15 protein-coding genes are annotated in these 25,638 nt (G+C 71.2%); 11 read left to right on the top strand and 4 right to left on the bottom strand.

The genetic code is table 11. The features are described 5' to 3' along the window. Positions 1-225: 225 nt before the first annotated feature. Positions 226-798 carry a GNAT family N-acetyltransferase gene (locus ACIQMU_RS17415; RefSeq protein WP_402689148.1) on the top strand — a complete coding sequence of 191 codons (573 nt, stop codon included), beginning with the start codon at positions 226-228 and terminating at the stop codon, positions 796-798. A gap of 87 nt (positions 799-885) precedes the next feature. Here the strand turns inward: ACIQMU_RS17415 and ACIQMU_RS17410 are convergent, their stop codons facing one another. Beyond that, on the bottom strand, positions 886-1,242 hold the full coding sequence (locus ACIQMU_RS17410) for a hypothetical protein (protein ID WP_402689147.1): 357 nt from the start codon (positions 1,240-1,242) through the stop codon (positions 886-888). Positions 1,243-1,959: 717 nt separating this feature from the next. Here ACIQMU_RS17410 and yicI point away from each other — a divergent pair. Further along, positions 1,960-4,236, top strand: coding sequence for an alpha-xylosidase (gene yicI, locus ACIQMU_RS17405; RefSeq protein ID WP_352243012.1), 2,277 nt, complete (start codon positions 1,960-1,962; stop codon positions 4,234-4,236). A 264-nt stretch (positions 4,237-4,500) separates the two neighbouring features. Here yicI and ACIQMU_RS17400 read toward each other — a convergent pair whose 3' ends face one another. Further along, a complete protein-coding gene (locus ACIQMU_RS17400) occupies positions 4,501-7,320 on the bottom strand; it encodes a glycoside hydrolase family 3 C-terminal domain-containing protein (RefSeq protein WP_352243011.1) in 2,820 nt (939 codons plus the stop codon). A 352-nt stretch (positions 7,321-7,672) separates the two neighbouring features. Between ACIQMU_RS17400 and ACIQMU_RS17395 the strand changes: the two genes are divergently transcribed. The 6 genes from ACIQMU_RS17395 (at position 7,673) to ACIQMU_RS17370 (ending at position 18,116) form a co-directional block, all read left to right on the top strand. Beyond that, the gene (locus ACIQMU_RS17395) at positions 7,673-9,337 is read left to right on the top strand and encodes an extracellular solute-binding protein (protein WP_402689146.1); all 1,665 of its coding nucleotides are present in this window, start codon (positions 7,673-7,675) and stop codon (positions 9,335-9,337) included. A gap of 33 nt (positions 9,338-9,370) precedes the next feature. After that, a complete protein-coding gene (locus tag ACIQMU_RS17390) occupies positions 9,371-10,426 on the top strand; it encodes an ABC transporter permease (protein WP_402689145.1) in 1,056 nt (351 codons plus the stop codon). Further along, the gene (locus ACIQMU_RS17385) at positions 10,423-11,355 is read left to right on the top strand and encodes a carbohydrate ABC transporter permease (protein WP_352243009.1); all 933 of its coding nucleotides are present in this window, start codon (positions 10,423-10,425) and stop codon (positions 11,353-11,355) included. The genes ACIQMU_RS17390 and ACIQMU_RS17385 overlap by 4 nt, the downstream gene beginning before the upstream one ends. A gap of 179 nt (positions 11,356-11,534) precedes the next feature. Continuing rightward, positions 11,535-13,829 carry a 1,4-beta-glucanase gene (locus ACIQMU_RS17380; RefSeq protein ID WP_402689144.1) on the top strand — a complete coding sequence of 765 codons (2,295 nt, stop codon included), beginning with the start codon at positions 11,535-11,537 and terminating at the stop codon, positions 13,827-13,829. 16 nt (positions 13,830-13,845) lie between these two features. Continuing rightward, positions 13,846-15,816: a beta-galactosidase gene (locus tag ACIQMU_RS17375; RefSeq protein ID WP_402689143.1), complete on the top strand. Its 1,971-nt coding sequence runs from the start codon at positions 13,846-13,848 to the stop codon at positions 15,814-15,816. Beyond that, positions 15,813-18,116, top strand: a complete 2,304-nt coding sequence (locus ACIQMU_RS17370) for a glycosyl hydrolase family 95 catalytic domain-containing protein (RefSeq protein WP_352243006.1) — start codon at positions 15,813-15,815, stop codon at positions 18,114-18,116. Before ACIQMU_RS17375 ends, ACIQMU_RS17370 begins: the two co-directional genes overlap by 4 nt. 55 nt (positions 18,117-18,171) lie before the next feature. Here ACIQMU_RS17370 and ACIQMU_RS17365 read toward each other — a convergent pair whose 3' ends face one another. Next, entirely contained in the window at positions 18,172-19,179 is a 1,008-nt protein-coding gene (locus tag ACIQMU_RS17365) for a LacI family DNA-binding transcriptional regulator (protein ID WP_402689142.1), read from the bottom strand. Between the two features lie 348 nt (positions 19,180-19,527). Here ACIQMU_RS17365 and ACIQMU_RS17360 point away from each other — a divergent pair, with 348 nt between their 5' ends. Further along, positions 19,528-22,062 (top strand): collagenase, encoded by a 2,535-nt coding sequence (locus ACIQMU_RS17360; RefSeq protein ID WP_402689214.1) that lies wholly within the window; start codon positions 19,528-19,530, stop codon positions 22,060-22,062. 154 nt (positions 22,063-22,216) lie between these two features. Beyond that, complete coding sequence (locus ACIQMU_RS17355; RefSeq protein WP_352243002.1) at positions 22,217-23,275, top strand: vWA domain-containing protein; 1,059 nt, start codon at positions 22,217-22,219, stop codon at positions 23,273-23,275. A 107-nt stretch (positions 23,276-23,382) separates the two neighbouring features. On the opposite strand, the gene ACIQMU_RS17350 is transcribed toward ACIQMU_RS17355, so the two are convergent. Continuing rightward, positions 23,383-24,030, bottom strand: a complete 648-nt coding sequence (locus ACIQMU_RS17350) for a LysE family translocator (protein ID WP_402689141.1) — start codon at positions 24,028-24,030, stop codon at positions 23,383-23,385. 171 nt (positions 24,031-24,201) lie between these two features. On the opposite strand from ACIQMU_RS17350, the gene ACIQMU_RS17345 reads away from it, so the two are divergent. Further along, positions 24,202-25,545, top strand: a complete 1,344-nt coding sequence (locus tag ACIQMU_RS17345) for a PLP-dependent aminotransferase family protein (RefSeq protein ID WP_402689140.1) — start codon at positions 24,202-24,204, stop codon at positions 25,543-25,545. The last annotated feature ends 93 nt before the right edge of the window (positions 25,546-25,638 follow it).

The following is a 25,638-nucleotide window of genomic DNA, read 5'->3' as shown; positions in this document are numbered from 1 at the left end:
GCGTGAGGCAAAGCTAGACGAGAGGCTCCCGCACTCCGGGACGGGAGCCCGGGCCCGTACGGGACCGCGGGGTCCCAGGACAGGCGCTGTCCGGCGGATCACGGCGTGCCTTCGGGAGGCAGCGGCGAAACACCAGCGGCACCGCGGAGTCTGAACCTTGCCGTCCGGGCTGATGGCTGTAAGGCTTCGGCCCCCGGCTCCCTGTCCCGCTGTGGAGGCTTCCCGATGATGACCTGGCGTCGGCTCGCTGAGCACGACTTCCCGTTGCTGAGGTCCTGGTTGGAGCAGCCGCACGTGGCCCGTTGGTGGAACCATGAGACCTCGCTCGATGCGGTGTCACGGGACTTCGGCCCCGCCGCCAGGGGCGAGGAGCCCTCGGAGGACCTTCTCGTCCACCTCGGCGGCAACCCGATCGGCCTGGTGCAGCGTTGCCGTCTGTCCGACTACCCCGAATATCTGGCTGAGCTCGCCACCCTGGTCGAGGTGCCTCCCGGGGCCATGACCATCGACTACCTGATCGGTGAGCCCCGGCAGGTCGGCCGGGGGCTCGGCCCACAGATGATCCGATCGGTCATCCAGGCGACCTGGAACGACCACCCCCACGCGCCGTGTGTCCTGGTACCGGTGCCGACGGCCAACCGAGCGTCCTGGCGGGTGCTGGAGAAGGCCGGACTGCGCCGGGTCGCCGAGGGAGACCTGGAGCCGGACAACCCTGTCGACGACCGTGCCCACTACCTCTACCGAATGGATCGGCCGAGCGCGGCCGGATCAGCTGCGGAGCCGGAGCCGGAGCTGTAGCGGTCCCCTCACCGGCCCCGGCGAGTACGAAACGCCCGTCACGGGACAGGGCGAGGGATCGCAGGCGGCCCTTTCCGGGACGCCGGGTCACCAGAGGGAGGGCGGGCGCCGCCAATCGTTCTGGGGCTTCGGCGGGTACTCGATCGGATCGGGCTCCCAGTACCAGTCCTCTCCCTGGTGGACCGCCCGGCCAGGCCGGGGGTTTGGGCCGTCCCGGCCTGCGTCGCAATGAAAGAAGACCACCAACGCGACGAAGAAGAGGACCATGCCGAGGGCCGTCCACGCCTTCGGATCGCCCTCGGCGAGCAGGGGCCCGCCCGTGGTCCAGAGGAAGCGTGCGAGCCGCCAGGCGGCCATCACCACCACGTACCCGAGCCCCAGGCCGAAGGGCAGGAAGACCAGCCCGAGTCCCAGACAGCCCTTGTCCACGGTCCTGCGACTCATCACTGCCCCCGCTACTTCCGCCCCGTTTCCCCGAGGCCGGGCTACCCCCTCCCGGCGCCCCCGACACCGGCCTCTCCGGGGGCCGTGCCTGTTCGCGACGGAAGTCTGGCGGTGCTGACCGGGACGGCGGTGCCCGGCTCTCCGAGGTCCGCGCCGCGGATCTGTCCTCCCGGGGCCGGACCGCATCGTCGACCGAGGGAGTGGGAAGTGCGGAGTGTGAAGCGCTTCGACTGAATAGTGCTCGTCGCTAACTGCCGGAGGTGGCCCCTCTTGATTCGGTCGACCTGCGACTTCAAGGAGCCTTGACCAGCCTGGCCATTGCTGTGAAGGTGGCGATTCTGCATCATGAAGAAACTCATCGAAGCGATTCGACTTGAGGAGGTTCTGTGCGACATGTCGGTACCTGTGGCACGGGGTTTCACCCAGGCAGTCGCCGGCGTCGCCGTGCCCTCTGCGATGACGCCGGGGGCCAGGCCGGCGGCCACGAGCGCGGCCGTACCGGGTGTGGCACCAGCGACGACCCCCGTACGGACCTCGGACGGTGCCGCGGTGCCGCCCGGAATCAGCGAGCGGCGCCGGGGCGGGCGCCGGACCGTCCCGGCCCGCCGTGGACGCCGCCTCCTTCGAGCGGGCCGGGGCCGTACCCGATCAGGCCCGCCCCGCCCCGCCCCTCCACCTGATCCACGTACCACCTCCCCCAAGGAACGCGAGAACCCGATGAAATTCACCGACGGCTTCTGGCTCATGCGCGACGGCGTCCACGCCTCGCTCGCCACCGAAGTGCGTGACCTCCACGTCAGCGACGACCACATCACGGCCTACGCGGCCGTCCAGCGCGTGCGGCATCGCGGTGCCACCCTCAATACGCCCCTGATCACCGTCGAGTGCTTCTCCCCGTCGGAAGGGGTCATCGGCGTACGGGTCACGCACCACGAGGGGAAGGTCCATCCCGGCCCCGACTTCGAGCTGGAGGGTGCGGAGACCGGCGCCGGCGCCGGCCGGACACGACGTGAGGGCGACCTCGTCGAACTGACCAGCGGACCGCTCACCCTGCGCCTGGACACCGCGCAGCCGTGGACCCTGGATTTCGTGGACGGCGAGGGCCGCCCGCTCACCACGGCCGGCCGCAGGGGCACCGGCTTCGTCACCACCCCCGACGGCGCCCACCACATGGCCGTCCAGCTCGCCCTCGGTGTGGGCGAACAGATCTACGGCCTCGGCGAGCGCTTCACCCCTTTCGTCAAGAACGGCCAGAACGTCGACATCTGGCAGGCCGACGGCGGCACCAGCAGCGAACAGGCGTACAAGAACGTCCCCTTCTACCTCTCCTCGCGCGGCTACGGCGTCCTCGTCAACCACCCCGGGCGGGTCTCCTTCGAGGTCGGCTCCGAGTCGGTCGGGCACACCCAGTTCAGTGTCGAGGACCAGACACTCGAGTACTACGTGGTCGCCGGTCCCACCCCGAAGGAGGTCCTCACCCGCTACACCGCGCTCACCGGCCGCCCCGCGCTGCCGCCGGCGTGGTCGTTCGGCCTGTGGCTGACGACGTCCTTCTGCACCGCCTACGACGAGGACACCGTCGCCTCCTTCGTCGACGGGATGGCCGAACGCGATATCCCGCTCTCCGTCTTCCACTTCGACTGCTTCTGGATGCGCGAGTACCAGTGGTCGGACTTCCAGTGGGACCCCGGGACCTTCCCCGACCCGCAGGGCATGCTCGCCCGGCTGAAGGCGCGGGGCCTCAGGATCAGCGTCTGGATCAACCCGTACATCGCCCAGAAGTCGACCCTGTTCGCCGAGGGGGCGGCGCGCGGATACCTGGTGCGGCGACCGAACGGCGACGTGTGGCAGTGGGACCTGTGGCAGCCCGGCATGGCCCTGGTCGACTTCACCAACCCCGAGGCCCGCGCCTGGTTCCAGGACAAGCTGCGCCCGCTGCTCGCCCAGGGCGTCGACTGCTTCAAGACCGACTTCGGCGAGCGGATCCCCACCGACGTCGTCTGGCACGACGGCTCCGACCCCGAGCGCATGCACAACTACTACGCCCAGCTCTACAACCGGACCGTCTTCGACCTCCTGGAGGAGGAGCGAGGCGCCGGTGAGGCCGTGCTGTTCGCCCGCTCCGCGACCGTCGGAGGCCAGAAGTTCCCCGTCCACTGGGGCGGCGACTGCTTCGCCTCCTTCGAAGCCATGGCTGAGTCCCTGCGCGGCGGTCTCTCCCTCTCCCTCAGCGGCTTCGGCTTCTGGAGTCACGACATCGGCGGCTTCGAGGGAACCCCCGACCCGGACGTCTTCAAGCGCTGGCTCGCCTTCGGCCTGCTCTCCTCGCACAGCCGGCTGCACGGCAACGTCTCCTACCGGGTGCCGTGGGAGTTCGGCGAGGAGGCCGTCGCGATCACGCGACAGTTCACCCGGCTCAAGCACCGGCTGATGCCCTACCTGTACGGGGCGGCCGTCGACGCCCATCTCACCGGCGTCCCCATGATGCGTCCCATGCTCTTGGAGTTCCCCGAGGACCCTGCCTGCCGGACCGTGGACCGGCAGTACATGCTCGGCCCCGACCTGCTCGTCGCCCCGGTCTTCACCGCGGACGGCGAGGTGGAGTACTACCTGCCGCAGGGGACGTGGACGCATCTGCTGACCGGGGAGACGGCGACCGGCCCGGTGTGGCGGCGGGAGCGGTACGGCTTCGACGGCCTGCCCCTGTTCGTACGTCCCGGGGCGGTGCTGCCCCTCGGCGCGGACGAGCAGCGGCCGGACGCCGACTGGCTGGACGGGCTGACTCTGCGCATTCACCCGGCTGACGGCCGGCCGGCGCATCCCCGCACGATCTCCGTGCCCGACCTCGCCGGCCGGACGGCGGCCGTCTACCACGTGGCGCGGGAGGAGGGGCGGCTCCGGGTGTGGGCCGAGGGGACCGACCGCCCCTACCGCGTGGAGGTCGTCGGCGGCGCGTCCGCCGAGGGCGCAGGTGAGATCGTCGTGGACGTTTGACCAAACTCCCGTGTTCCGGCGGGGCCGCACCGCCCCGGCGGTCGGGCACCACGCCCCGGCGGCATCGGCCCCGCCCGCCGGGGCCGGGGGCCGCCGGTGCCGCCGGGGCTGCCCCTGTGCCGGGGCGGCGCCCGCCGGTGCTCGCGCCTGAGGCACCGCACCGCCGGGCGCTTGCCGGCCCGGGACCGCTCCCGCGGGTGGCGGCGCACGACGAAGCCCGGCGCCGAGGGGAACCCGGCGCCGGGCTGTTTCGCGCGCGGCTTCTCAGCCGCTGAAGGAGAGCCGTGCCAGCCGGACCGGCCCGCGCAGCCTGACGTGGAGGTCGTGCACCCCGGCGAGGGAGACCCCCGCGCCGGCCGTCGCGTAGGCGTAGGGGCCGTCGGCGGTCGGTGCGTACGACGCCAGCGGCGTTCCGTCGGCCAGCAGCAGTTCGACCGTGCCGGGCCCGTCCGCCGACATCTCGGCCGACGCGGTCAGGACACCGGTGCCGAAGTCGCAGCGGCGGAAGAGGAGTTCGCCCGCGGCGTCGCCGGCGGTCGTCACCGCGTCCGAGGACTCCTTGGTGTGGTCCACGATGACGGTACCGCGCTGCTCGTCGTAGTCCGCGGCGTTCAGGCCGTTCTCCCGCACGGCGCGCGGAGCGAGTTCCTCGCCCTCGATCAGGAGGTCGGCCGTCAGCCGGATGTCCGCGCTGGAAGCCCCGACGAGGAAGGCGTACCTGCCCGTGTCGACCGTCCACCGGCCCCGGGCGACGTCCCAGAAGCCGAGGTCGGCCACGGGCACCTCGCATCGCAGGCGCAGCTCTTCCCCCGGGGCCAGTCGCACCCTGCGGTGAGCGGCGAGCTGCCGCAGCGGCCGGGGCACGGACGACCCGGCGGCCCGGACGTACACCTGCGCGACCTCGTCCGCCGTGAGCGTGCCGCCGTTGGCGACGGTGAAGGACAGGTGGACCGTGTCCCGCGTCCGGGCGACCGAGAGGCCCTCGTAGGCGAAGGAGGCGTACGACAGACCGTGGCCGAACGGATAGAGCGGGGCGCCTTCGTAGTAAAGATAGGTCTGGCGGCTGCCGATGACGTCGTAGTCCAGCAGGTCCGGCAGATCGGCGTCGGAGGCGTACCAGGTCTGCGGCAGCCGCCCCGCCGGAGAGACGTCACCGGCCAGCACACGGGCGAGAGCGGTGCCCGCCGCCTGACCGCCGTGTGCCGTCCACAGCAGCGCGGGCAGGGACGCGGCCGCTTCCGGCACGGCGTACGGGTACGACGAGACGAGGACGAGAGCCGTGCGGGGGTTCGCGGTCCGGGCCGCACGCCACAGCCTCCTCTGGTGGTCGGGCAGGCTCAGCGTGGCGCGGTCCTCGGTCTCACGGCCGTTGATGTGGGGGTCGTTGCCGGCGATGACGACGACGACGTCGGCGTCCGCGGCGGCCGCCGCGACCTCGTCGGCTCCCCGGCCGACGACCACGATCTCGAAGACATCGCCGTCGGCGGCAACCTTCAGGCCGTCGGCGGCGACCGTGAGGTACTGGCCCGTACCGGTGTGCGCGAGGAGGTGACCCGCTCCGTGTTCCTCCAGCCGGAACAGCTCCTGGACCACCCACCCTCCGGGCTGCTCGGCGGAAGCCCGTACCAACCCGTCCTCGGCGACGGACAGATAGGCGCCGTCGGGGGCGCGGAAGGTGAACAGCCCTTCGCCCCACTCCACCATGGCGAATTCCGTCGGGTCGGCGCCATGGGTGAGCGGCGGTACATCGGTACGCCCCTTGAGCAGCGCCGGGTCGAGCGTGCCCTCCTCGCCCCGTACCGCGGCGGGGCCGGACGAGGAGGGCACGCACACCCAGCCGGCCCCCGTCCGCAGGCGCACCCGGTCGGCGCCCTCCGCGTAGGTGACGGCGTCCGCGCCGAAGCGTGCGCGCAGACCGTCCAGGGGGGTGGACCGGCGGATGAGCGTTCCGCTGTACCAGTCGAGCTTGCATTCGTCGGCGAGCAGGCCGACCACCGCGATCCGGGCGCCCTCGGCCAGCGGCAGCAGGCCGTCGTTCTTGAGCAGGACGATGGCCTGCTCCGCGGCCTCCCGGGCGAGTGCCTGGTGTTCCGGGGTGTCGAACGCCCCGTCGGCGTAGGGGTCGGTCTCCGCGTCGAACTCCCCGAGGGAGAAGCGCATCCACAGGAGCCGGCCCACCGCGTCGTCGATGACCGCCTCGTCCACGAGGCCGCGCTCCAGTGCGCCGCGGACCCGGCCGACGATGACGGAGGGGTCCTGGCCGTGGTCGGTGAAGCTGTCCACCCCGGCCCGCAGCGCGGCGGCCGTGGCCTCCTCATGGGTGTCGTAGTAGTGCTCGGAGTCGACGAGGTTGGAGGGCGCGCCCGCATCGGAGCACACCACGAGCGGCTGGTCCGTCCAGGTGCGCAGGTGTTCCCGCAGAAGCGGGGAGAGGTGGTTCGGCCTTCCGTTGACGAGGTTGTAGGACGGCATGACACCGGCCACCGCGCCCGCCTCGACGGCGGGGCGGAAGGCGCGGAGGTCGTACTCGTGCAGGACGCGGGGGCGGACCGAGGAGGAGCAGGTGTCCCGGCCGGTCTCGTTGTTGTGCGCGAGCCAGTGCTTGAGCACGGGGGCCGTGCGCCGGTAGACCGGATGATCGCCGCTCAGTCCGCGGGTGTAGGCGACGGCGATGGCCGAGGTGAGCCGGGGGTCCTCCGAGTACCCCTCCTCGTTACGGCCCCACAGCGGGTGCCGCAGCAGGTTGACGGTGGGGGCCCAGACATTGAGGCCGACCCGCGGGTCCGCGGCCCGCATGGCACGGGTCTCCTCGCCTACGGCTTCCCCCACGCGGCGCACCAGGTCCTCGTTCCAGGTGGCCCCCAGCCCGACGGCCTGGGGGAAGACCGTGGCCGGCCCCATCCACGCGACCCCGTGCAGCGCCTCCTGTCCGGTCCGGAACGCGCCGATCCCCAGGCGTTCGACGGCGGGGGCGAACTGATGCAGCATCGCGATCCGCTCGTCGAGCGTGAGCCTCGCGAGCAGGTCGTCGACGCGCGCGTCGAGAGGGAGGGTGGCGTCTTTGAAGGGCGGGATGTCGGTCACAGGGTTCCCCAAAGGTGAGCGCTCAACGCGTTGACACTGACTCGAAGCGCTTCGATGCTGAGGGCGGCAAGGTGAGGGTGTCAAGACGCGCCGCGTGCGTACCGGGCGCCCCTTGTTGTCCGCCCGGTGTGCTCGTGTGCATCAGCATCGAAGAGAAACCAAAGAATTCCACGGGAACTCTTGAATGGCTTGCCATCCTCACTTAACCTCGCTGCAACATCGAAGCGCTTCGACTGGTCAGTCCGGTGCCGCCGCTGCTTCGGCATTTCAGCTCAGCCTCACCCGCCGACTCTCATGCGCGCGACCGCTCTGGAACGCCCGCAGGCCGCCGCATGAAGAAAGGGGCAAAGCCATGCCCGACACCAAGGCTCCAAGCCGGAGAACATTCCTCGGTTCCACCGCGGTCGCGGCGATCGCCGTGGCCGGCGGCGCGCCGTTGCTGAGCGCGTGCAGCGGTTCGTCCGAGGAGCGGACCGAGGGCGCCACCACCGGAAAGAAGCTCCAGGGCATCCTGCCGACGTTCGTCGGCTCCGAGGTCGTGAAGCCGGACCTGCCGAGCGAGAACGGTTCGGCCCTGGGCTTCACCACCGTCCTGGCGGCTTCGCGGCTCGCCGTCTCCGTGCCCGAGAAGCTGGGCAAGGGCAGCACGGTCACGGTCATGGCACCGCTCTGGGGGACGTCGCCCAAGGCCGGAAACCGCTACTGGTCCGCGATGGACGAGGCCATCGGCGTCAAGGTGGACTGGCAGAACCAGGACGGCAACACCTACGGCCAGAAACTCGGAGCCGTGCTCGCCTCCAGCTCCATACCGGACGTCGTGGTGGTCCCGGCGTGGGAGCTCGGCGGGAAGATTCCCAGCGCCGTGAACAACAAGTTCGCCGATCTGGGCCCGTATCTGTCCGGGGACAAGGTCAAGGACTACCCGAACCTGGCGGCCATCCCGACCAACGCCTGGCAGCGGGCCGTCTTCGGCGGCAAACTCCGCGGCCTTCCCATGCCGGCCAGCGACATCCCCAACATCGCGCCCTTCTACCGGTCCGACCTCTTCGAGGCGAAGGGATACCAGGCGCCCACCACCACTCAGGAGTTCTTCGACCTCGCCAAGGAGATCACCTCGGCCCGGAACAAGGTCTGGGGCTGCGGCGACATGACCTGGGCGGCGTACAAGTTCTTCGGCGTGCTCGACGAGAAGCCCACATGCTGGAAACTCGTCGACGACAAGCTGGTCCACCGCATCGAGACCACCGAATACCTCGAAGCCCTCGACTGGTCCCGCTCGCTGTATTCCGCCGGTCTCGTGCACCCGGACGCCAAGGCGGAGAGCGGCGACCTCGGCAACCTCTTCACCGCAGGCCAGGTCTGGATGTACAACGCGGACATCTCCGACTGGTACGGCAAGACGGTCGTCCAGCGGGAGGACAAGCCCGACTTCGCGATGGCCGCCATGGACTACTTCCACCACGACGGCGGCGACCCCCGGCTCTTCGCGGGTTCGCCCTCCAACATCTGGGCCTTCGTCAACAAGAACGCCGACGAGAAGACGGTGCTCGACGTCCTCGCCCTCGCCAACTTCACAGCGGCCCCCTACGGCACCAAGGAGCAGAGGCTCAAGGCGTACGGCGTCGAAGGAGTCCACCACACGGTCCAGGGCGACGCGATCACGAAGACCGAGGCCGGCAACAACGAGGTCTTCGCCACCTACGAGTACGTGGCGAGCCCCCAGCAGTTCTTCGCCTACCCCAACCACCCCGACGTCGCGGAGGGGATGGTCCGCTGGCAGCAGCGCATGGGCGCGTTCGTCACCAGGCCGCTGTTCTACGGCATGCAGGTGCAGGAGCCGAACCGCTGGGCCGAGCTCAGCAGCCAGTTCGAGGATCTGGAGAAGGACATCGTGCGAGGCCGCAAGAAGGTCAGCGACATGCAGCAGGCCGTGTCGGACTGGCGGTCCCGCGGTGGCGACCAACTCCGCGACTGGTACCGCAAGCTGCTCGACGAGACCGGCGGCCAGGCTTCCTGAGGACGCTGGAGGAGGGGGAGCGGGGAGAGAGACGTGTCGCAGAGCAGGGTGGCGGGCCCCGACCGCGCCACCGACGACAGCACGACGTCCTCGGCGTCACCGGGCCCGGACGCCGGCGCCGGGGTGAAGAAGCGGGCCGACGCCCGCCGTCGGCCGCCCGGGGGCGTGCACTGGAAGATCAGGCTGCGCCGTGACCGCACGCTGATCCTGATGACCTTGCCCGCGGTCCTGCTGGTCCTGGTCTTCAACTACGTACCGCTGCTCGGCAGCGTGGTGGCTTTCCAGCACTACGATCCCTACCTCGCGGACAACGCCTGGCAGGCGGTCCTGGAGAGCCCCTGGGTGGGCTTCGAACACTTCAGCCGCATGGTGGAGGACCGGCTCTTCTGGCAGGCGCTGCGGAACACCCTGGCGATCTTCCTGGTGCAGCTCACCCTGTTCTTCCCCGTGCCGGTCCTGCTCGCCCTGCTCATCAACAGCTTCGTCCGGCCCCGGGTCCGCGCCATCGCGCAGGCGGTGCTGTACCTGCCGCACTTCTTCTCCTGGGTCCTCGTCGTCACCATCTTCCAGCAGATGTTCGGCGGCGCCGGCATGCTGGCGCAGACCCTGCGCGATCACGGCCACGAGGGCATCGACCTGATGACCGACCCGGGGCTGTTCAAGTTTCTCGTGACCTTCGAGATGGTGTGGAAGGACGCCGGCTGGGGCGTCATCGTCTTCCTCGCCGCACTCGCGTCCGTCAGCCCCGATCTGTACGAGGCGGCGGCGATGGACGGTGCCTCGCGGTGGAGGCGGATGTGGCACGTGACGCTGCCCGCCCTGCGGCCCGTCGTCGCCCTGCTCCTGGTCCTTCAGGTCGGGAACGCCCTGACCGTCGGGTTCGAGCAGATCCTCCTTCAGCGCACCGCGGTGGGCTCGACCGCTGCCGAGGTTCTCGACACCTACGTCTGGAACGTCGGCATCCAGTTCGGCGACTTCAGCTATGCCGCGGCCGTGGGAATCATCAAGGGAATCTTCGGCCTCTGCCTGGTACTGGCAGCCAACAAGGTCGCGCACATGATGGGCGAGCAGGGGGTGTACAAGCGATGAGCGCCGTTTGGGGCTCCACACGTCGTCGCGAGGGCTCTCGCGGCCGGCTGCGACCGGTGTGGGAGGAGGAACCGCGACGTACGGGGCTGGCGGCGAAGGGCACGGTCCTGGTGCTGGCCTGCGCGGCCATCCTCTTCCCCCTGTGGATCGTGATCGTCACCAGCGTGTCCTCGATGAAGACCATCACCGAGGCCGGCGGACTCGTCGTCGTCCCCCGCGGGATCACGTTCGTCGCCTACCAGGAACTGCTCGGCGGGGGCCAGGTCACTCGTGCGGCGCTGGTGAGTCTCGGGATCACGACCTTCGGGACCCTGTTCAGCATGACCGTGTCCGTACTCTGCGCCTACGGGCTCTCCCGCAGCGAGTCCCTGCTCCACCGGCCGCTGCTGATGATCCTGCTCGCCACCATGTTCTTCGGCGCCGGGCTCATTCCCACCTACCTGCTGGTGCAGGGACTCGGACTGACCGACACCTATCTGTCGCTGATCCTTCCGAGCGCGGTGAACGTCTTCAACATCCTCGTCCTGCGGTCGTTCTTCATGAGCGTCGCTCCCGAGCTCATCGACAGCGCGCGGATCGACGGCGCGGGTGACTTCCGCATTCTGTGGAAGATCATCCTGCCGTTGTCCCGCGCTGTGGTCGCCGTCATCGCGCTGTTCTACGCGGTCGGCTACTGGAGCGCCTGGTTCAGCGCGTCGATCTACCTCAGCGACCCGGAGATGATGCCGCTGCAGAACGTGATGATGCAGCTGGTTCTCAAGCAGGAACGCCCCACCGGGCTCGCGCAGGCCATCAACACCGGCCAGCTCTCCCCGCTGTCGATCCAGATGGCCGTCATGGTGCTCGCCCTGCTGCCGGTGGCCGTCCTCTCGCCGTTCGTCCAGCGGCACTTCAAGAAGGGCATGCTCACCGGCGCGGTCAAGGGCTGACGTCCACAGGCCCCCGGCTCCGTACTCCGCGGCACGCCCCCCGTACCCGTCCGCGCCGTCGGCCGTCTCCTCGACGTGCCGCCCCCCCCGCCGCCGCCGTGCCCGCTCGCACCTGACCACGGGCGGGCGCGGCGGCCACCACTTCCGCCGCCCCGGCGGCCCCTGACGAAAGGTTCGGCATGTCTGTGTCCTCGAACCAGCCCGGGTCATCGAACGAGCCCGGGTCATCGAACCGGCCGGCGCGGCGAGCGGTCCTCGCCGCGGGTGTCGTCACCGGTCTATCGGCCTGGTCCGCGCTCCCGGCGAGCAGGGCCGTCGCCGACGACTCCGCTCCCGCCTCGCCGGAAGCCGAAAGCGCCGCCCTGCCCCACCGCTGGCGGACCGTCGCCATCGGCGGGACCGGCTTCGTCACCGGAGTCCTGTTCCACCCCCGCGTCGAGGGCCTCGCCTACGCCCGTACCGACATCGGCGGCGCCTACCGGTGGGACAGCCGCGGCCGGGAATGGATCCCCCTCACCGATCACCTCGGCTGGGACGACTGGAACCTGCTCGGCATCGAGGCCATGGCCATCGACCCCCGGCACCCCGACCGCCTCTACCTCGCCGCGGGGACCTACTCCCAGAGCTGGTCGGACAACGGCGCCGTACTGCGCTCGGACGACCGGGGCGCCACCTGGTCCCGCGCCGGCCTGCCGGTCAAACTCGGAGCCAACGAGGACGGCCGGGGCGCCGGCGAACGCCTTCTGGTCGATCCGCGCGACAGCGACACCCTCTGGCTCGGCACCCGCCACGACGGCCTGTGGAAGTCCACCGACCGCGGCGCCACCTGGTCGAAGGCCGGCTTCGCCCCGGAGCCGGTGGCGAACGGGCAGGGAGTCACCCTCCTCGTCGCCGCCGGCCGGACGCTCTACGCGGGGTGGGCCGACGGCGGGCCCACGCTGTACCGCAACGGCTCCGGGGCCGGCTGGGAGGCCGTGCCGGGCCTGCCCGGGGGTGCGTCGGCGCGGGTCCCGATCCGGGCCGCGTACGACACGGAGACCCGCCTGCTGTACGTGACCTTCGCCGACGCCCCGGGCCCCAACGGACAGAGCGACGGCAGTGTGCACGCGCTGAACACCCTCACCGGCGTCTGGACCGACGTCACCCCCGTCCGGCCGGGAGGCACCACACCGGACGGGTCGCGCGACACGTTCGGCTACGGCGGGGTCGCCGTCGACGCCCACCGGCCGGGCACGCTCGTGGCGACGACCAACAACCGCTGGGCGGAGGTCGACACGGTCTTCCGCTCCACCGACGCCGGACGCACCTGGACGTCCCTGAAGGAGGGAGCCGTCCTGGACGTGTCCGAGACGCCCTACCTCCGCTGGGGGGAGAGCACGCCCAAATTCGGCTGGTGGATCCAGACGGTCGCCATCGACCCCTTCGACTCCCGCCACATCGTTTACGGCACCGGCGCCACCCTCTACGGCACACGCGACCTGGTCCACTGGGCGCCGGAGATCCGCGGGCTGGAGGAGAGCGCCGTACGGCAGCTGATCTCCCCTCCCCGGGGCAGGGCGCGGCTGATCAGCGGACTGGCCGATATCGGCCACATGTACCACGACTCCCTCACCGCGTCGCCGTCCCGGGGGATGGCGACCGACCCCCTCTTCGGCACCGCCACCGGGCTGGCGATGGCGGCCCGCAGGCCCTCGTACGTCGTACGGACGGGCTGGTCCGACGCGGGCAACGGCGCCTGGTCCGGCGACGGCGGCAAGACCTGGAAGCCCTTCGGGAGCCAGCCGGACATCGCCCGCACCGCTCCCGGACCCATCGCGGCCGGCGCCGACGGCCGGACCCTCCTGTGGTCGTTCGTCCACTGGGACGGCTCGACGTACGCCACCCACCGGTCCGCCGACAACGGCCGGACCTGGGCGGAGGTGCCCACCTTCCCCCCGGGCGCCACACCGGTCGCCGACCCGGCCGACCCCCGGCGCTTCTACGCCTACGACACGGTCACCGGCACCGTCCGGTGTTCGGCCGACGCGGGCCTGACCTTCACCACGGCCGCGACCGGCCTCCCCTCCGGGGACGCGCAGTTCCGCCTGGCCGCCACCCCGGGCAGGAGCGGACACCTCTGGCTCTCCGCCAAGCAGCACGGCCTGTACCGGTCCACCGACGGCGGACACACCTTCGCGAAGGTCCCCGGCTGCCGGGCCTCCTACACCCTCGGCTTCGGCAAAGCCGCCCCCGGCGCCGACCACCCCGCGATCTTCCACGTCGGAGCCGTCGACCGGACCACCGCCGTGCTGCGCTCCGACGACGAGGGCGCCTCGTGGGTCCGCATCAACGACGACGCCCACCAGTGGGGCTGGACCGGGGAGGTGATCACCGGTGATCCACGCATCCACGGCCGTGTCTACCTCGGCACCAACGGTCGCGGCATCCAGTACGCCGACCCCGTCCGGCCTCCGCACGCCCGCCTCCTCTCCTGACGAAGCGAGTCCCCGCATGCCTTCCCTCTCCGACGCCACCGGCTCCCGCGTCCTGTTCGGCGGCGATTACAACCCCGAGCAGTGGCCCGAGGAGACGTGGCTCGACGACGTCCGGCTGATGAAGGACGCGGGGGTCACCTCCGTCACCGTCGGCGTGTTCTCCTGGGCGAGGATCGAGCCCCGTCCAGGAGAGCGCGACTTCGGCTGGCTGGACCGCGTCATGGACCTGATGCACCGCCACGGCATCGGGGTCGTCCTCGCCACCCCCACCGCCTCGCCGCCGGCGTGGATGGGGAGCCGGCACCCCGAGACCCTGCCGCGGGCCGAGGACGGCTCCGTGGTCTGGTACGGGTCGCGCCAGCACTTCTGTCCCAGCTCGCCCGTCTACCGGTCGTACGCCGCCGCGATCACCCAGGACCTCGCCGCCCGCTACGGCGACCACCCCGCCCTGCTCATGTGGCACATCAACAACGAGTACTGCACCTTCTGCTGGTGCGACGAGACGGCACGCCACTTCCGCCGCTGGCTGCGGCACCGGTACACGACGATCGAGGCGCTCAACGAGGCATGGGGCACCGCCTTCTGGAGCCAGCGCTACGACGCGTGGGAGGAGGTGATCCCGCCACGCAAGGCCCAGTACCTGCGCAACCCCGCCTGCACGCTCGACTTCCGGCGCTTCACCTCCGACGTCCTCCTGGAGTGCTGCACCGCCGAACGCGACATCGTCGTCGCCTCGGCCCGCCGCACCCCGGTGACCACGAACTTCATGCCCTTCTGGATCGGCCAGGACGCCTGGACGTGGGCGGAGGAGGAGGACGTCGTCTCCGTGGACGTCTACCCGGACCCGACCGACCCGCTGGCCGGCCAGTACGGGGCGATGATCCAGGACATGACGCGCTCCCAGGCGCGAGGTCCCTGGATGGTGATGGAGCAGGCGGCCGGCGCGGTGAACTTCCGCCCCGTCAACGTCCCCAAACCACGGGGGCTCGGCCGTCTCTGGTCCCTCCAGGCCGTTGCCCGGGGCGCCGACGCCGTCTGCCACTTCCAGTGGCGGCAGTCACGGCAGGGCGCGGAGAAGTTCCACTCGGCCATGGTCTCCCACGCGGGCGAACACGGCCGCACCTACCAGGAGATCAAGCGGATCGGCGCCGACCTGGCACGGCTGGGGGAGCGGGTCGCCGGAGCGCCCGTCCCCGCCGAAGTCGCCATCCTCCACGACTGGAATTCCTGGTGGGCCGACGAACAGGAGGGCCGGCCGTCCGCCGAGGTGCACTACCCCACCGTCGTGCGCGCCTGGCACCGGGCCCTGTGGGAGGCCGGCCTGACCACCGACTTCGCCCACCCCGCACACGACCTGGGGCGCTACTCCCTGGTCGTCGTGCCGCGGCTGTACCTGCTGGGCGACGCGGCCGTCGACAACCTCGTCGCCTACGTACGCGGGGGAGGCACACTCGTCTGCGGTTTCCAGAGCGGTGCGGCGGACGAGGACGACCGCATTCGCCCCGGGGGCATGGACGAACGGCTGCGGGACCTCTTCGGAATCCGCCTCGTCCACGAGTGGTGGCCCCTGCCCGAGGGCGAGGAGCTGGTGTGTGACGGCGACCGGTCCTTCCGAGGACGCCTGTGGGCGGAGGAGCTGGAGACCTCCACCGCCGAGACCGTCGCCACCTACCGGAGCGGCGAGGTCGAGGGCCTGCCCGCCCTGCTGCGCAACGGCCGCGCCTGGTACTTCTCCACGCTTCCCGATCCGGCGGCCCTGCGCGCACTGCTCACCGAGGTCGCGCACGGGGCGGGCGTGCGACCCGTCCTGGAGGGCCGGCCGGCCGGGCTGGAGGCCGTACGCCGCGGTGACCTGCTGTTCCTGCTCAACCACGCCCCCGGCCCGCTCACCGTGACGGTGCCCGGCCGGCACCGCGAGCTGCTCACCGACAGCCCGGTCGAGGGTGTCGTCCACCTGGAACGCCACGGTGTGGCGGTGCTGGCGTGAGACACGGAACATGGGAGCCGCGTCCGGCCGGCCGGTGGGAGGACGCGTTCCTCAGCGGCAACGGCCGCCACGGCGCCATGGTGTTCGGCGACCCGGCCGACGAGCGTGTCGTGGTCAGCCATCACACTCTGGTCCGCCCCAACGGCAGCGAGAACGCGGGGCCGCCGGCCCTCGCCGCCGGGCTCCCCTCCCTGCGGGCGGCCCTCCTGGCCGGCGACACCGAGGCGGGGGAGGAGTTCGGCGCGCAGTACCCGCACCTGTGGGTGCAGCCCTTCCACCCCGCCTTCCAGGTCCGGGTACGGCGCCCCGGGGCGGAGCCCGTGCGCGGCTACCGCAGACAGGTGGACTTCACCTCGGGAGTGGTGAGCTCCGTGAGCGGTGACTGGCGCAGCGATGTCTTCGTCTCCCGGGCGGACGACGTCATCGTCCACCGCATGACCGCGTCACCGGGGAGTCTGCGCGCGGACATCAGCCTGGACGAGCGACTGGCCGGGCTGCCGGGCGACCTGTCCTTCTCCCGCCGGGCCGCCCCGGACCGGGAGGGGACGCCCGGCACGGCCTTGCTGAGTCTCCGTACCGACTACGCCTCCGGGCGAACCGCTTTCACCGGAACGACGCTGCTGGATGTCAGCGGCGGTCACGCGCGGGTGACGGATGACGGCGTCCGCGTGACAGGGGCGTCCGCGATCCTCCTGCTGACCAGAGTGGAGCGCCACCCCGCCTCGACGGACCCCCGAAAGGGTCAGGCCGCCGAGCTGCGCGACCTGCTGGAGGGGGCCTCCGGCCGCCTGGGCCGGTCCGGCGCTCCCGAGCAGCGCAAAGGCATCACCACGGCGTACGCACCCGAGCCGCGGGACCGAGTCACCATCGCGTACGCACACCTGCTCGATCGTCATCTGCCCGGACACCGCGACGCCTATCTCCGTGCGGAGCTCACCCTGACGACGGACCGAGCGGAACGGGAGCTGCCGGGCAGCGAGCTGCTCCGACGGCCGGGCAGCCCGGCGCTGGTGGAGCGGCTCTTCGCCGCGGGCCGCTACCACCTGCTGTCCGCCAGCGGCATGATGCCACCGCGCCTCACCGGCCTCTGGACGGGCGACTGGGACACCGCCTGGTCGGGCGCCTTCACCACCAACGCGAACCTCAACCTCCAGGTGTCGTCCGCCGCAGCCGGGGCGCTGCCGGAGGTCTCCCGTGCCCACGCGGAACTGGTGCGCCGCCAACTGGCCGACTGGCGGGACAACGCCCGTGAGATCTTCGGCGCCCGGGGGATCGTCGCACCGTCGCACACCGACGGGGAGAGCGGCCACACCCGGCACTTCGAACCCGCCTACCCGCTGCATCTGTGGACCGCGGGGGCCGACTGGCTGCTGCACCCCCTGGTCGATGAGGCGCTCACCAGCGGCCGGCCGGTCCCCTGGCTGACGTCCGCTCTGATCGAGGCCGCCGAGTTCTACGAGGACTTCCTCGTCAGCACGGGTCCGGCCGGCCCGGTCACGATCGTCCCGTCGTACTCCCCGGAGAACCGGCCCGCCAACGGCGGCTGGGTCGCCGTCGACGCCACGATGGACGTCGCCGCGGCCCGGCACGCCCTGACCACGGCCGCCGCGTTCGCGCCCGGCCACCCGCGGGCCCATCACTGGCGGGCGCTCGCCGGCCGGCTGCCGCCCTACCGCGTCAACGAGGACGGGGCCCTCGCCGAATGGGCGCGAGCCGGACTGCGGGACACCTACGCGCACCGGCACATCAGCCACCTGTACCCGGTGTGGCCCCTGGACGAGATCAACCCCTACGACAGCCCGGCCCTGGCGGATGCCGCACGCCGCGCCCTCGATCTGAGGGGCGCCGAGAACGACTCGGCACACGGCTATCTGCACACGGCCCTCGTCGCGGCCCGGCTGCGCGACCCCCGCCGCGTGGACGCGTCCCTCGACCGGGTGCTGCGTGGCGACTTCTTCCACGACTCACTGATGAGCAGTCACTACCCCCGCCGGGACGTGTACAACGCGGACGCCGCGCACACCCTGCCCGCCGTGCTCATCGAGTGCCTGGTGCAGTCGTCCCCCGACCGGCTGGTCCTGTTACCCGCGGTGCCCGGGCGGTGTGCCGAGGGCACAGTGCGGGGCATCCGTACCCGCTTCGGGGCCCGCGTCGACCTGACCTGGTCCGACCAGGGCGCCACCGTGGTGCTCCGGCCCTCGGCCGACCGGACCGTCCAGGTGATCGCGGGAGGCGACCACTATCCCCTGACCCTGGTCGCCGACGAGAAGTACGTTCTCGCCGTCCCCAGGAGGGCGTGACCCCCCGACGCCCCGCAAGGGGCCCCGGTGAGCCCGCTCGCGGCGGACCGGCCCGTCAGACGGGGGCCGGTCCGCTGCTCGCCCGTGCCACCAGCTGGGGCTCCAGCAGGACGACCTCGTCGTCCGCTCTTCCGTCGATCTTGGCGATGAGGTGGTCGACGGCCCGTCGCGCCATCTCCCGCGCCGGGATCGTCACGGACGTCAGCCGCACCGAGCCCTGGAGGGCGACGTGCTCCGGGCAGACGGCGACCACCGAGACGTCCTCGGGCACGGCGCGCCTGCTCTGGCGCAGCAGGCTGAGCAGAGGTTCCACGGCCTGCTCGTTCTGCACGACGAAGCCGGTGACGTCGGGCCGCTCGGTGAAGATCTGGCCGACGGCGCTCGCCATCGCCGCGTACGTGCCCTCGCAAGGACGGTGGAGGACCCGCAGGCCGAGCTGTCGGGCACGGGAACGCAAGCCGTCCATCGTGCGTTCCGCGAATCCCGTTTTCCGCTCGTACACCGCCGGCGCCTCACCGATCACGGCGATCTCACGGTGCCCCAGCCCCGCGAGGTGTTCCGCGCAGAGGGACCCGGCCGCGGCGAAATCGAGGTCGACGCAGGTGAAACCGGCCGTCTGCGCGGGCAGGCCGATGAGCACCGCGGGACGCCCGCTCTCGCGCAGCAGGGGCAGCCGGGCGTCCTCCAGCTCCACGTCCATGAGGATGACGGCGTCGGCCAGGCCGCTGCCCACCACCCGGCGCACGGCCGAGGGCCCCTCCTCACCGGTCAGCATGAGGACGTCGAATCCGTGTTCCCGGGCGTTGGTGGCGACCGCGATGGCGATCTCCATCATCACGGGCACGTACATGTCCGTGCGCAGGGGCATCATGAGGGCGATGATGTTGGATCTGCTGCTGGCCAGTGCCCGCGCTCCCGCGTTGGGGTGGTAGCCGAGTTCCTTGATGCTGCGTTCGACCCGTTGCTTGGTGACCTCGGAGATGGTCCTCTTACCGCTGAGGACGTAACTCACCGTGCTGGCCGAAACTCCGGCGTGCTGCGCTACGTCGGCAAGGGTGACCATCGGGATCTCCAGGTTATGAAGCGCTTCGACAGCGCTTTCCGTTCGTATTCACTCGTATTCATAGGTCTCTACTCAGAGTAATCCGCTCGACAGGCACTTGTCTAGACCGTCCAGTCGAAGCGCTTCGATGCGACGGAGGCGGCCCGGGCACTGCCGGACCGAGCCCCTGGCTCTGCGGCGGGATCGCCGGCGGCGAGGTCCTCGCGCGCGGCGTGCGCGCCCGCCCGGGCGAGCGGCTCCGTGGGTGCGTCGGCGGGTGCCGCGCCGGCTCGGAAGCCCTGGGAAATCGCCCCGGCGGCGCCGTTGTCCTCGGTGCCGTCCTGCCTGCCCCTGGCCCTCGCCGGGGCGATGAGCGTCGTGCTGCTCGTGCAGCCGGTCCGGGCGCAGCCGGACTCCCCTCCGGCAGCCACGGCATCGAACGCGTCACAACCGCCCCGCTCCGGCGGAACGGCCGAATCGAACGCGTCACAACCGCCCCGCTCAGGCGGAACGGCCGACCCGGCTCCGCAGGCGCGGCAGGCCCCCGCCCACCAGCTCAAGGAGCTCCTGGAGGCGTCCCGGTTACCCCCGCTCAGCGCGGACAAGTCTCCCCTGCGGGAGAGCTACGGCCACCATGAGGCCCCGCGGGAGCGGGACGCGGACCGGAAGTCCTCCACGGACACCGCCGCGTGCGTCCCGGCCGACTTCACCGGGCGCACCGGCGGCGAACTGGTGCGGCAGATCAAGGCGTCCACCACCGACTGCGTCACCACCCTGTTCGGCCTGACCGGCGACGACGCCCGCCTGGCCTTCCGAGAAGCGCAGACGGCCTCGGTGGCGTACGCGCTCCGGGACAACTCCGCCGACTACCCGGGCGACGCGAGCACCGGCACCCCGCAGCTCGTCCTCTACCTCCGCGCCGGCTACTGGTACCACCCGGACGTCGTCGGACCGTACGGCAGCGCCCTGCGGACCGCCATCCGCTCGGGCCTGGACGGCTTCTTCGCGAGCCCCCGGTCGCGCGACGTCACCGACGCCAACGGCGGCACCCTCTCCGAGGCGGTCATCCTGATCGACAGCGCCGAGGAGAACGCCCGCTACCTCTCCGTCGTCAAGCGGCTGCTGGCCGACTACGACTCCTCCTGGAACGCGTCCTCGCGGATGCTCGCCGCCGTCAACAACGTGTACACGGTGACCTTCCGCGGCCACCAAGTGCCCGCGTTCGTCAGCGCCGTCGAGGCGGACCCGAGCCTCATCGACTCCCTGTACCGCTTCGCCGCCGACCACATCTCCCTGCTGGAGGGCGACCAGGCGTATCTGACCTCCAACGCCGGACGGGAGCTGAGCCGCTTCCTCCAGCACACGAGCCTGCGGAGCACGGTCCGCCCGCCGGCCACCGCCCTGCTCCGGCAAACCTCCATCACCGGCCCCACCGCCCCGCTCTGGGTGGGCATAGCGGAGATGGCCGACTACTACGACAGGGCGAACTGCTCCACCTACGGCGTCTGCGACCTCCAGGAGCGCCTCAAGCGCGAGGTCCTGCCGGTGCGCCACACCTGCAGCCCCAGCATCCGCATCCTCGCTCAGCAGATGACGTCAGCCGAGCTGAGCGCCAGCTGTACCAGCCTCATCGAGCAGGACGCCTACTTCCACCGGGTCGCCCGCGACAACGGCCCGGTCGCCGACGACAACAACACCGCCATCGAGGTGATCGCCTACGACTCCAGCTCCGACTACCAGACGTACGCCGGCGCGATGTACGGGATCGACACCAACAACGGCGGCATGTACCTGGAGGGCGACCCCTCCGTCGTGGGCAACCAGCCCCGCTTCATCGCCTACGAGGCGGAGTGGCTGCGGCCGGACTTCCACATCTGGAACCTCAACCACGAGTACACCCACTACCTCGACGGCCGCTTCACCATGTACGGCGACTTCGCCGCCAACATGACCACCCCCACCATCTGGTGGGTCGAGGGCTTCGCGGAGTACATCTCCTACCACTACCGCGAGGAGCCCTACACCGCGGCGATGACCGAGGCGGGCAAGGGCACCTACGCCCTGAGCACCCTGTTCAGCACCGACTACAGCCACGACACCACCCGGGTGTACCGCTGGGGCTACCTCGCCGTGCGGTACATGGCGGAGAAGCGCCGCGCCGACCTGGACCAGGTGCTCGGCCACTACCGCGTCGGTGAATGGGGCGCCGCCCGGACCTACCTCACCCGCACCATCGGCACCCGCTACGACAGCGACTGGAAGACCTGGCTGGCGGCCTGCGCCGCCGGTGACTGCGGGGGCGGCGGCCAGCCGGACAACCGGGCTCCTACGGCCGGGTTCACCGCCGCGGTCAACGACCTGACGGTCACCCTCACCGACCGCTCCACCGACGCCGACGGCACCATCGCCTCCCGCGCCTGGGACTTCGGCGACGGCACCACCTCCACCCGGGCCGATCCCGCCAAGACGTACGGCACGGCGGGCAGCTACACCATCCGGCTGACCGTGACCGACGACCGGGGAGCCACGGCCACCGCCACCCGGACGGTCACCGTCACCGACGGCACCGCCGTCGCCGAGTGCACCGGCCCGGACGCCCGCGCCCTGGGCAAGGACTGCCGCCGCAGCGACCTCTCCGCCGCCACCGGCGACTACGCCTACCTCTACCTGGACATCCCGGCCGGCGCCGACCGGCTGACGATCACCGTCAGCGGCGGCACCGGCGACGCCGACCTCTACTACGACGACGACAGCTGGGCCACCACCGACCGCCACACCGAGCGGGCGAGCGGCCCCGGCAACACCCACACCCTGACGATCGACCACCCGCGGTCCGGCGCCCACTACATCAGCCTCCACGCTGCGGCGGCCTTCGGCGGAGCCACCGTCACCACCGCCTACTGACCCCCGGCCCCGGCTCGGCCGTGTCTCCCGTGTCTCCGGGACGGGCTGACAGGGGGACGGGGCGCTCCGGGGGTCCGTTCGTCCGAGGGCGTTGTCAGTGCCTCCCCATAGAGTCGAGACATCACTCGGGGAGCGTCGGAGAAGGAGCAGAACCATGTCCGCCAACAGGATCCAGCACAAGGTGAATCACGTTGCCTTGGTCGTGGACGCTTCGGGCTCCATGTACCAGCACCAGAGTCAGCTCATCCGGGTCGTGGACGAGTTCGTGGCGGGGCTGAAGGCGGAGTCGGACAGTCTCGGCCATGAGACGCGGATCAGCCTCTACTCCTTCGACCACCGGGTGGAGAACCTGGTCTGGGACATGGACGTGAAGCACCTCCCGTCCATGCGGGGGCTCTACAAGGTCAACAACGGCGCCACGGCTCTCATCGAGGCGTCGCTCAAGTCGCTGGACGACCTCGGGCACATCTGGGAGGAGTACGGCGAGCACAGCTTCCTCCAGATCGTCGTGACGGACGGCGAGGAGAACGCGTCCGGTGGCGACCGGCGGCACGACGGCGACATGAGTATCCTCGGCCCCTGGCTCGACCGGATCACCGCCAAGATGAACGGGCTCCCCGGGCACTGGACCTCCGCGATCCTCGTTCCGAACTCCCTGGCCAAGCGCACCGCCCAGAATTACGGTTTCCCGGCCGGCAACATCGCCATCTGGGACGCGGACTCCCAAAAGGGCGTCGAGGACGCGATCGGCACCGTGCGCGCCGCCGCCACCAGCTTCCTCCGCGGGCGCGAGCAGGGGGTGCGCGGCACGAAGAACCTGTTCGCCGTGGGCCAGGACATATCGGTCGACGACGTGCGGGCCAACCTCGAACCGGTCGCGGCCGACAAGTACCGGCTGCTGAAGGTCGACAAGGAGATGGAGATCCGCGCCTTCGTCGACTCGCATCCAGGCGTCACCTACGAACGCGGATCCTGTTACTACCAGTTGGGCACCCGGGTCCAGGTGCAGCCCGACAAGGAGGTCATCGTGGTCGAGAAGGAAACCGACCGCGCCTACACGGGTGAGGCGGCGCGCAGCCTCCTGTTCGGCGCCGGAGTCCGCGGGACCGTCTCCGTGAAGGCCGGCAACAATCCGAAGCTGGAGGTCTACGTGCAGAGCCGCTCGGTGAACAGGAAGCTCAAGGCCGACACACGCCTGCTCATCATGCTCTGACCTCACGCCCGACACCGATACGGACGTCGACGCCGAGTGCCGCATACGCCGGCTCGGGCCACGCGTTCACGGGGCTGGGGGCCGGGTGTGGAGCCGCCGACCGGGGCTCAGCTCGAACGGGCCGGCGTCGAGGAGTCCAGGGCGACCGATGCGGCCAGCAGCCCCAGGGCGGTGCCCATCAGGTAGCGCTGGGCGCGGAACCAGAAGGGGCGGCGGGCGAGGAAGACGGCGATGGCTCCCGCCGCCAGGACGATGCCCAGGTTGACGGTGAGCGCCACCGCGATCTGGACCGAACCCAGCAGCAAGCCCTGAAGCAGCACGTCTCCCGCCTCCAGGCTGATGAACTGCGGGATGAGGGACAGGTACATCACGGCGATCTTCGGATTGAGCAGGTTGGTCGTCAGGCCCATGACGAAGAGCCTGCGCGGGGAATCGCGCGGCAGGTGCTCGGGGGCGAAGACCGAGACGCCGCCGGGCTTCAGGGCCGTCCAGGCCAGGTAGGCCAGATAGGCCGCGCCGGCGAGCTTCACGGACACGAACAGCCCGGGCACCGCGAGGAAGACCACCGACAGGCCGAGATTGGCGGCCAGCAGGTAGACCAGGAAGCCCGCGGCCACGCCGCCGAGGGAGACCACTCCCGCGCGTCGCCCCTGGGTGACGCTCCGGGAGACGAGGTAGATCATGTTCGGGCCCGGTGTGAGCACCATGCCCAGAGCCACCATCGCGACCCCCAGCACCCCGCTCAGCTCAACCATGTGCGTCCGCCGCTCCGTTCAGGTGATGCCGGACGGTCGCGGCAGGGTGCGCGCCAACGGTGCGGCTCGGTGCAATCGAAGTCTAGAGTCGCCCTTCAGGTCGGCTCAATAGCAGGCATTGCACTCGGTGCAATGATGTGTTCCGATGCCGTTCACCAGGGAGGTGAGCCCGTGAAGGACTTCCGGTCCGTCGCCGACGCCGTGGCGGGAGAGATCGCGGCCGGACGGCTCGGGCCGGGGGAGCGGCTGCCTCCCCAACGGGAGTTCGCCCGGCGGCACGCCATCGCCGACTCCACCGCCGTCCGCGTCTACCGGGAGCTCGCCCGCAGGGGCCTCACCGTCGGACACGTCGGACGTGGCACGTTCGTCAGGGAGGCGCCGGATGCGCCCGCCCCCGCACCCGCCCTGTCCGAGCCCGCCGACAGCCGGGTCGACCTGGAGCTCAACCACCCCGTCGTCCCCGAACAGGCCGCGCTGCTCGCGGCCGGCCTCGAAAGGCTGGTGCGCTCCGACCGTCTGGACCCGGTACTCCGCCCGGTCGGGCCCGCCGGTACCCCGGCCGCCCGCGAGGCCGCCGCCGGTCTGCTCACGCGGGGGCGGTGGCGGCCCGACCCGGCACGCATCCTTTTCGCCGGGAACGGCCGGCAGGCCGTCTCCGCCGCCGTCGCCGCGCTGACCCGTCCCGGTGCCCGGCTGGGCGTCGAAGAGCTCACCTATCCGGTGGTGAAGGCCATCGCCGCCCGGCTCGGCGTCACCCTCGTGCCGCTGGCCATGGACGCGGACGGGCTGATCCCGGAGGCGGTGGAGGAGGCGCACCGGACCGAACCGCTGCACGCCGTCTACGTACAGCCGGTCCTGCACAACCCGCTGTCCCTCACGATGCCCGCCCGGCGGCTCGACCAACTGGCCGACGTGCTGCTGACATCGGGGATCCACGCGATCGAGGACGCCGTCTGGGCCTTCCTCCGGGACGATCTGCCGCCTCTCGCCTCCCGGGCCGCCGAGCGGACCGTCCTCGTCGACAGCCTCTCCAAGCGCCTGTCCCCGGGCCTGTCCCTCGGCTTCGCGGTCGCTCCCGCGCCCCTCGTCGGCCGGGTCGCGGGAGCCCTCCGTTCCGGAGCGTGGGCTCCCATGCGCTTCCCCCTGGAGGCGATGGCGCAGTGGCAGGCGGACGGCGCCGTCGACGTCCTCGTACGGGCCAAACAACGGCAGGCCGGGGAGCGGCAGGAGATCGCCCACCGCCACCTCGGCGGCTTCCGCACTCGCGGCGCCCCAGCCTCGTACTACCGCTGGTGGGAGTTGCCCCACCCCTGGCGTGCCGACACCTTCGTCGCCGCCGCCGCGCGGCACGGCATCGCGGTGACCCCGGCCGCGGCGTTCTCCGCCGGCCGCCGCCGGGGCCCGCACGCGATCCGCCTCGGCCTGGCGTCACCCACCGAAAAGGTCCTCTCCCGGGCGCTCGCCACCCTCGGCGACCTCGCCCGGTCGGCTCCGGACGACCTGGCCGGAGACTGACCCTCCGGCCGGGCGGCCGAGGGGGGCCGGGGGCGGCCGGGGGCGGTGAGGGGCGGCCCCGGCGGTGAGGTGGTTTCCGAGGAGTCCTCAAGC

The sequence above is a fragment of the Streptomyces sp. NPDC091649 genome (assembly GCF_044756785.1).
Taxonomy (GTDB): domain Bacteria; phylum Actinomycetota; class Actinomycetes; order Streptomycetales; family Streptomycetaceae; genus Streptomyces.
The sequence above is the reverse complement of the archived record's forward strand: the minus strand, read 5'-3'. Positions and strand labels throughout refer to the sequence as shown.

Coding starts and splice junctions, on each gene's coding strand:
- ACIQMU_RS17415 (WP_402689148.1), top strand. CDS start 226: ATGATGACCTGGCGTCGGCTCGCTGAGCACGACTTCCCGTTGCTGAGG.
- ACIQMU_RS17410 (WP_402689147.1), bottom strand. CDS start 1,242: ATGAGTCGCAGGACCGTGGACAAGGGCTGTCTGGGACTCGGGCTGGTC.
- yicI (WP_352243012.1), top strand. CDS start 1,960: ATGAAATTCACCGACGGCTTCTGGCTCATGCGCGACGGCGTCCACGCC.
- ACIQMU_RS17395 (WP_402689146.1), top strand. CDS start 7,673: ATGCCCGACACCAAGGCTCCAAGCCGGAGAACATTCCTCGGTTCCACC.
- ACIQMU_RS17385 (WP_352243009.1), top strand. CDS start 10,423: ATGAGCGCCGTTTGGGGCTCCACACGTCGTCGCGAGGGCTCTCGCGGC.
- ACIQMU_RS17380 (WP_402689144.1), top strand. CDS start 11,535: ATGTCTGTGTCCTCGAACCAGCCCGGGTCATCGAACGAGCCCGGGTCA.
- ACIQMU_RS17375 (WP_402689143.1), top strand. CDS start 13,846: ATGCCTTCCCTCTCCGACGCCACCGGCTCCCGCGTCCTGTTCGGCGGC.
- ACIQMU_RS17365 (WP_402689142.1), bottom strand. CDS start 19,179: ATGGTCACCCTTGCCGACGTAGCGCAGCACGCCGGAGTTTCGGCCAGC.
- ACIQMU_RS17360 (WP_402689214.1), top strand. CDS start 19,528: ATGAGCGTCGTGCTGCTCGTGCAGCCGGTCCGGGCGCAGCCGGACTCC.
- ACIQMU_RS17355 (WP_352243002.1), top strand. CDS start 22,217: ATGTCCGCCAACAGGATCCAGCACAAGGTGAATCACGTTGCCTTGGTC.
- ACIQMU_RS17350 (WP_402689141.1), bottom strand. CDS start 24,030: ATGGTTGAGCTGAGCGGGGTGCTGGGGGTCGCGATGGTGGCTCTGGGC.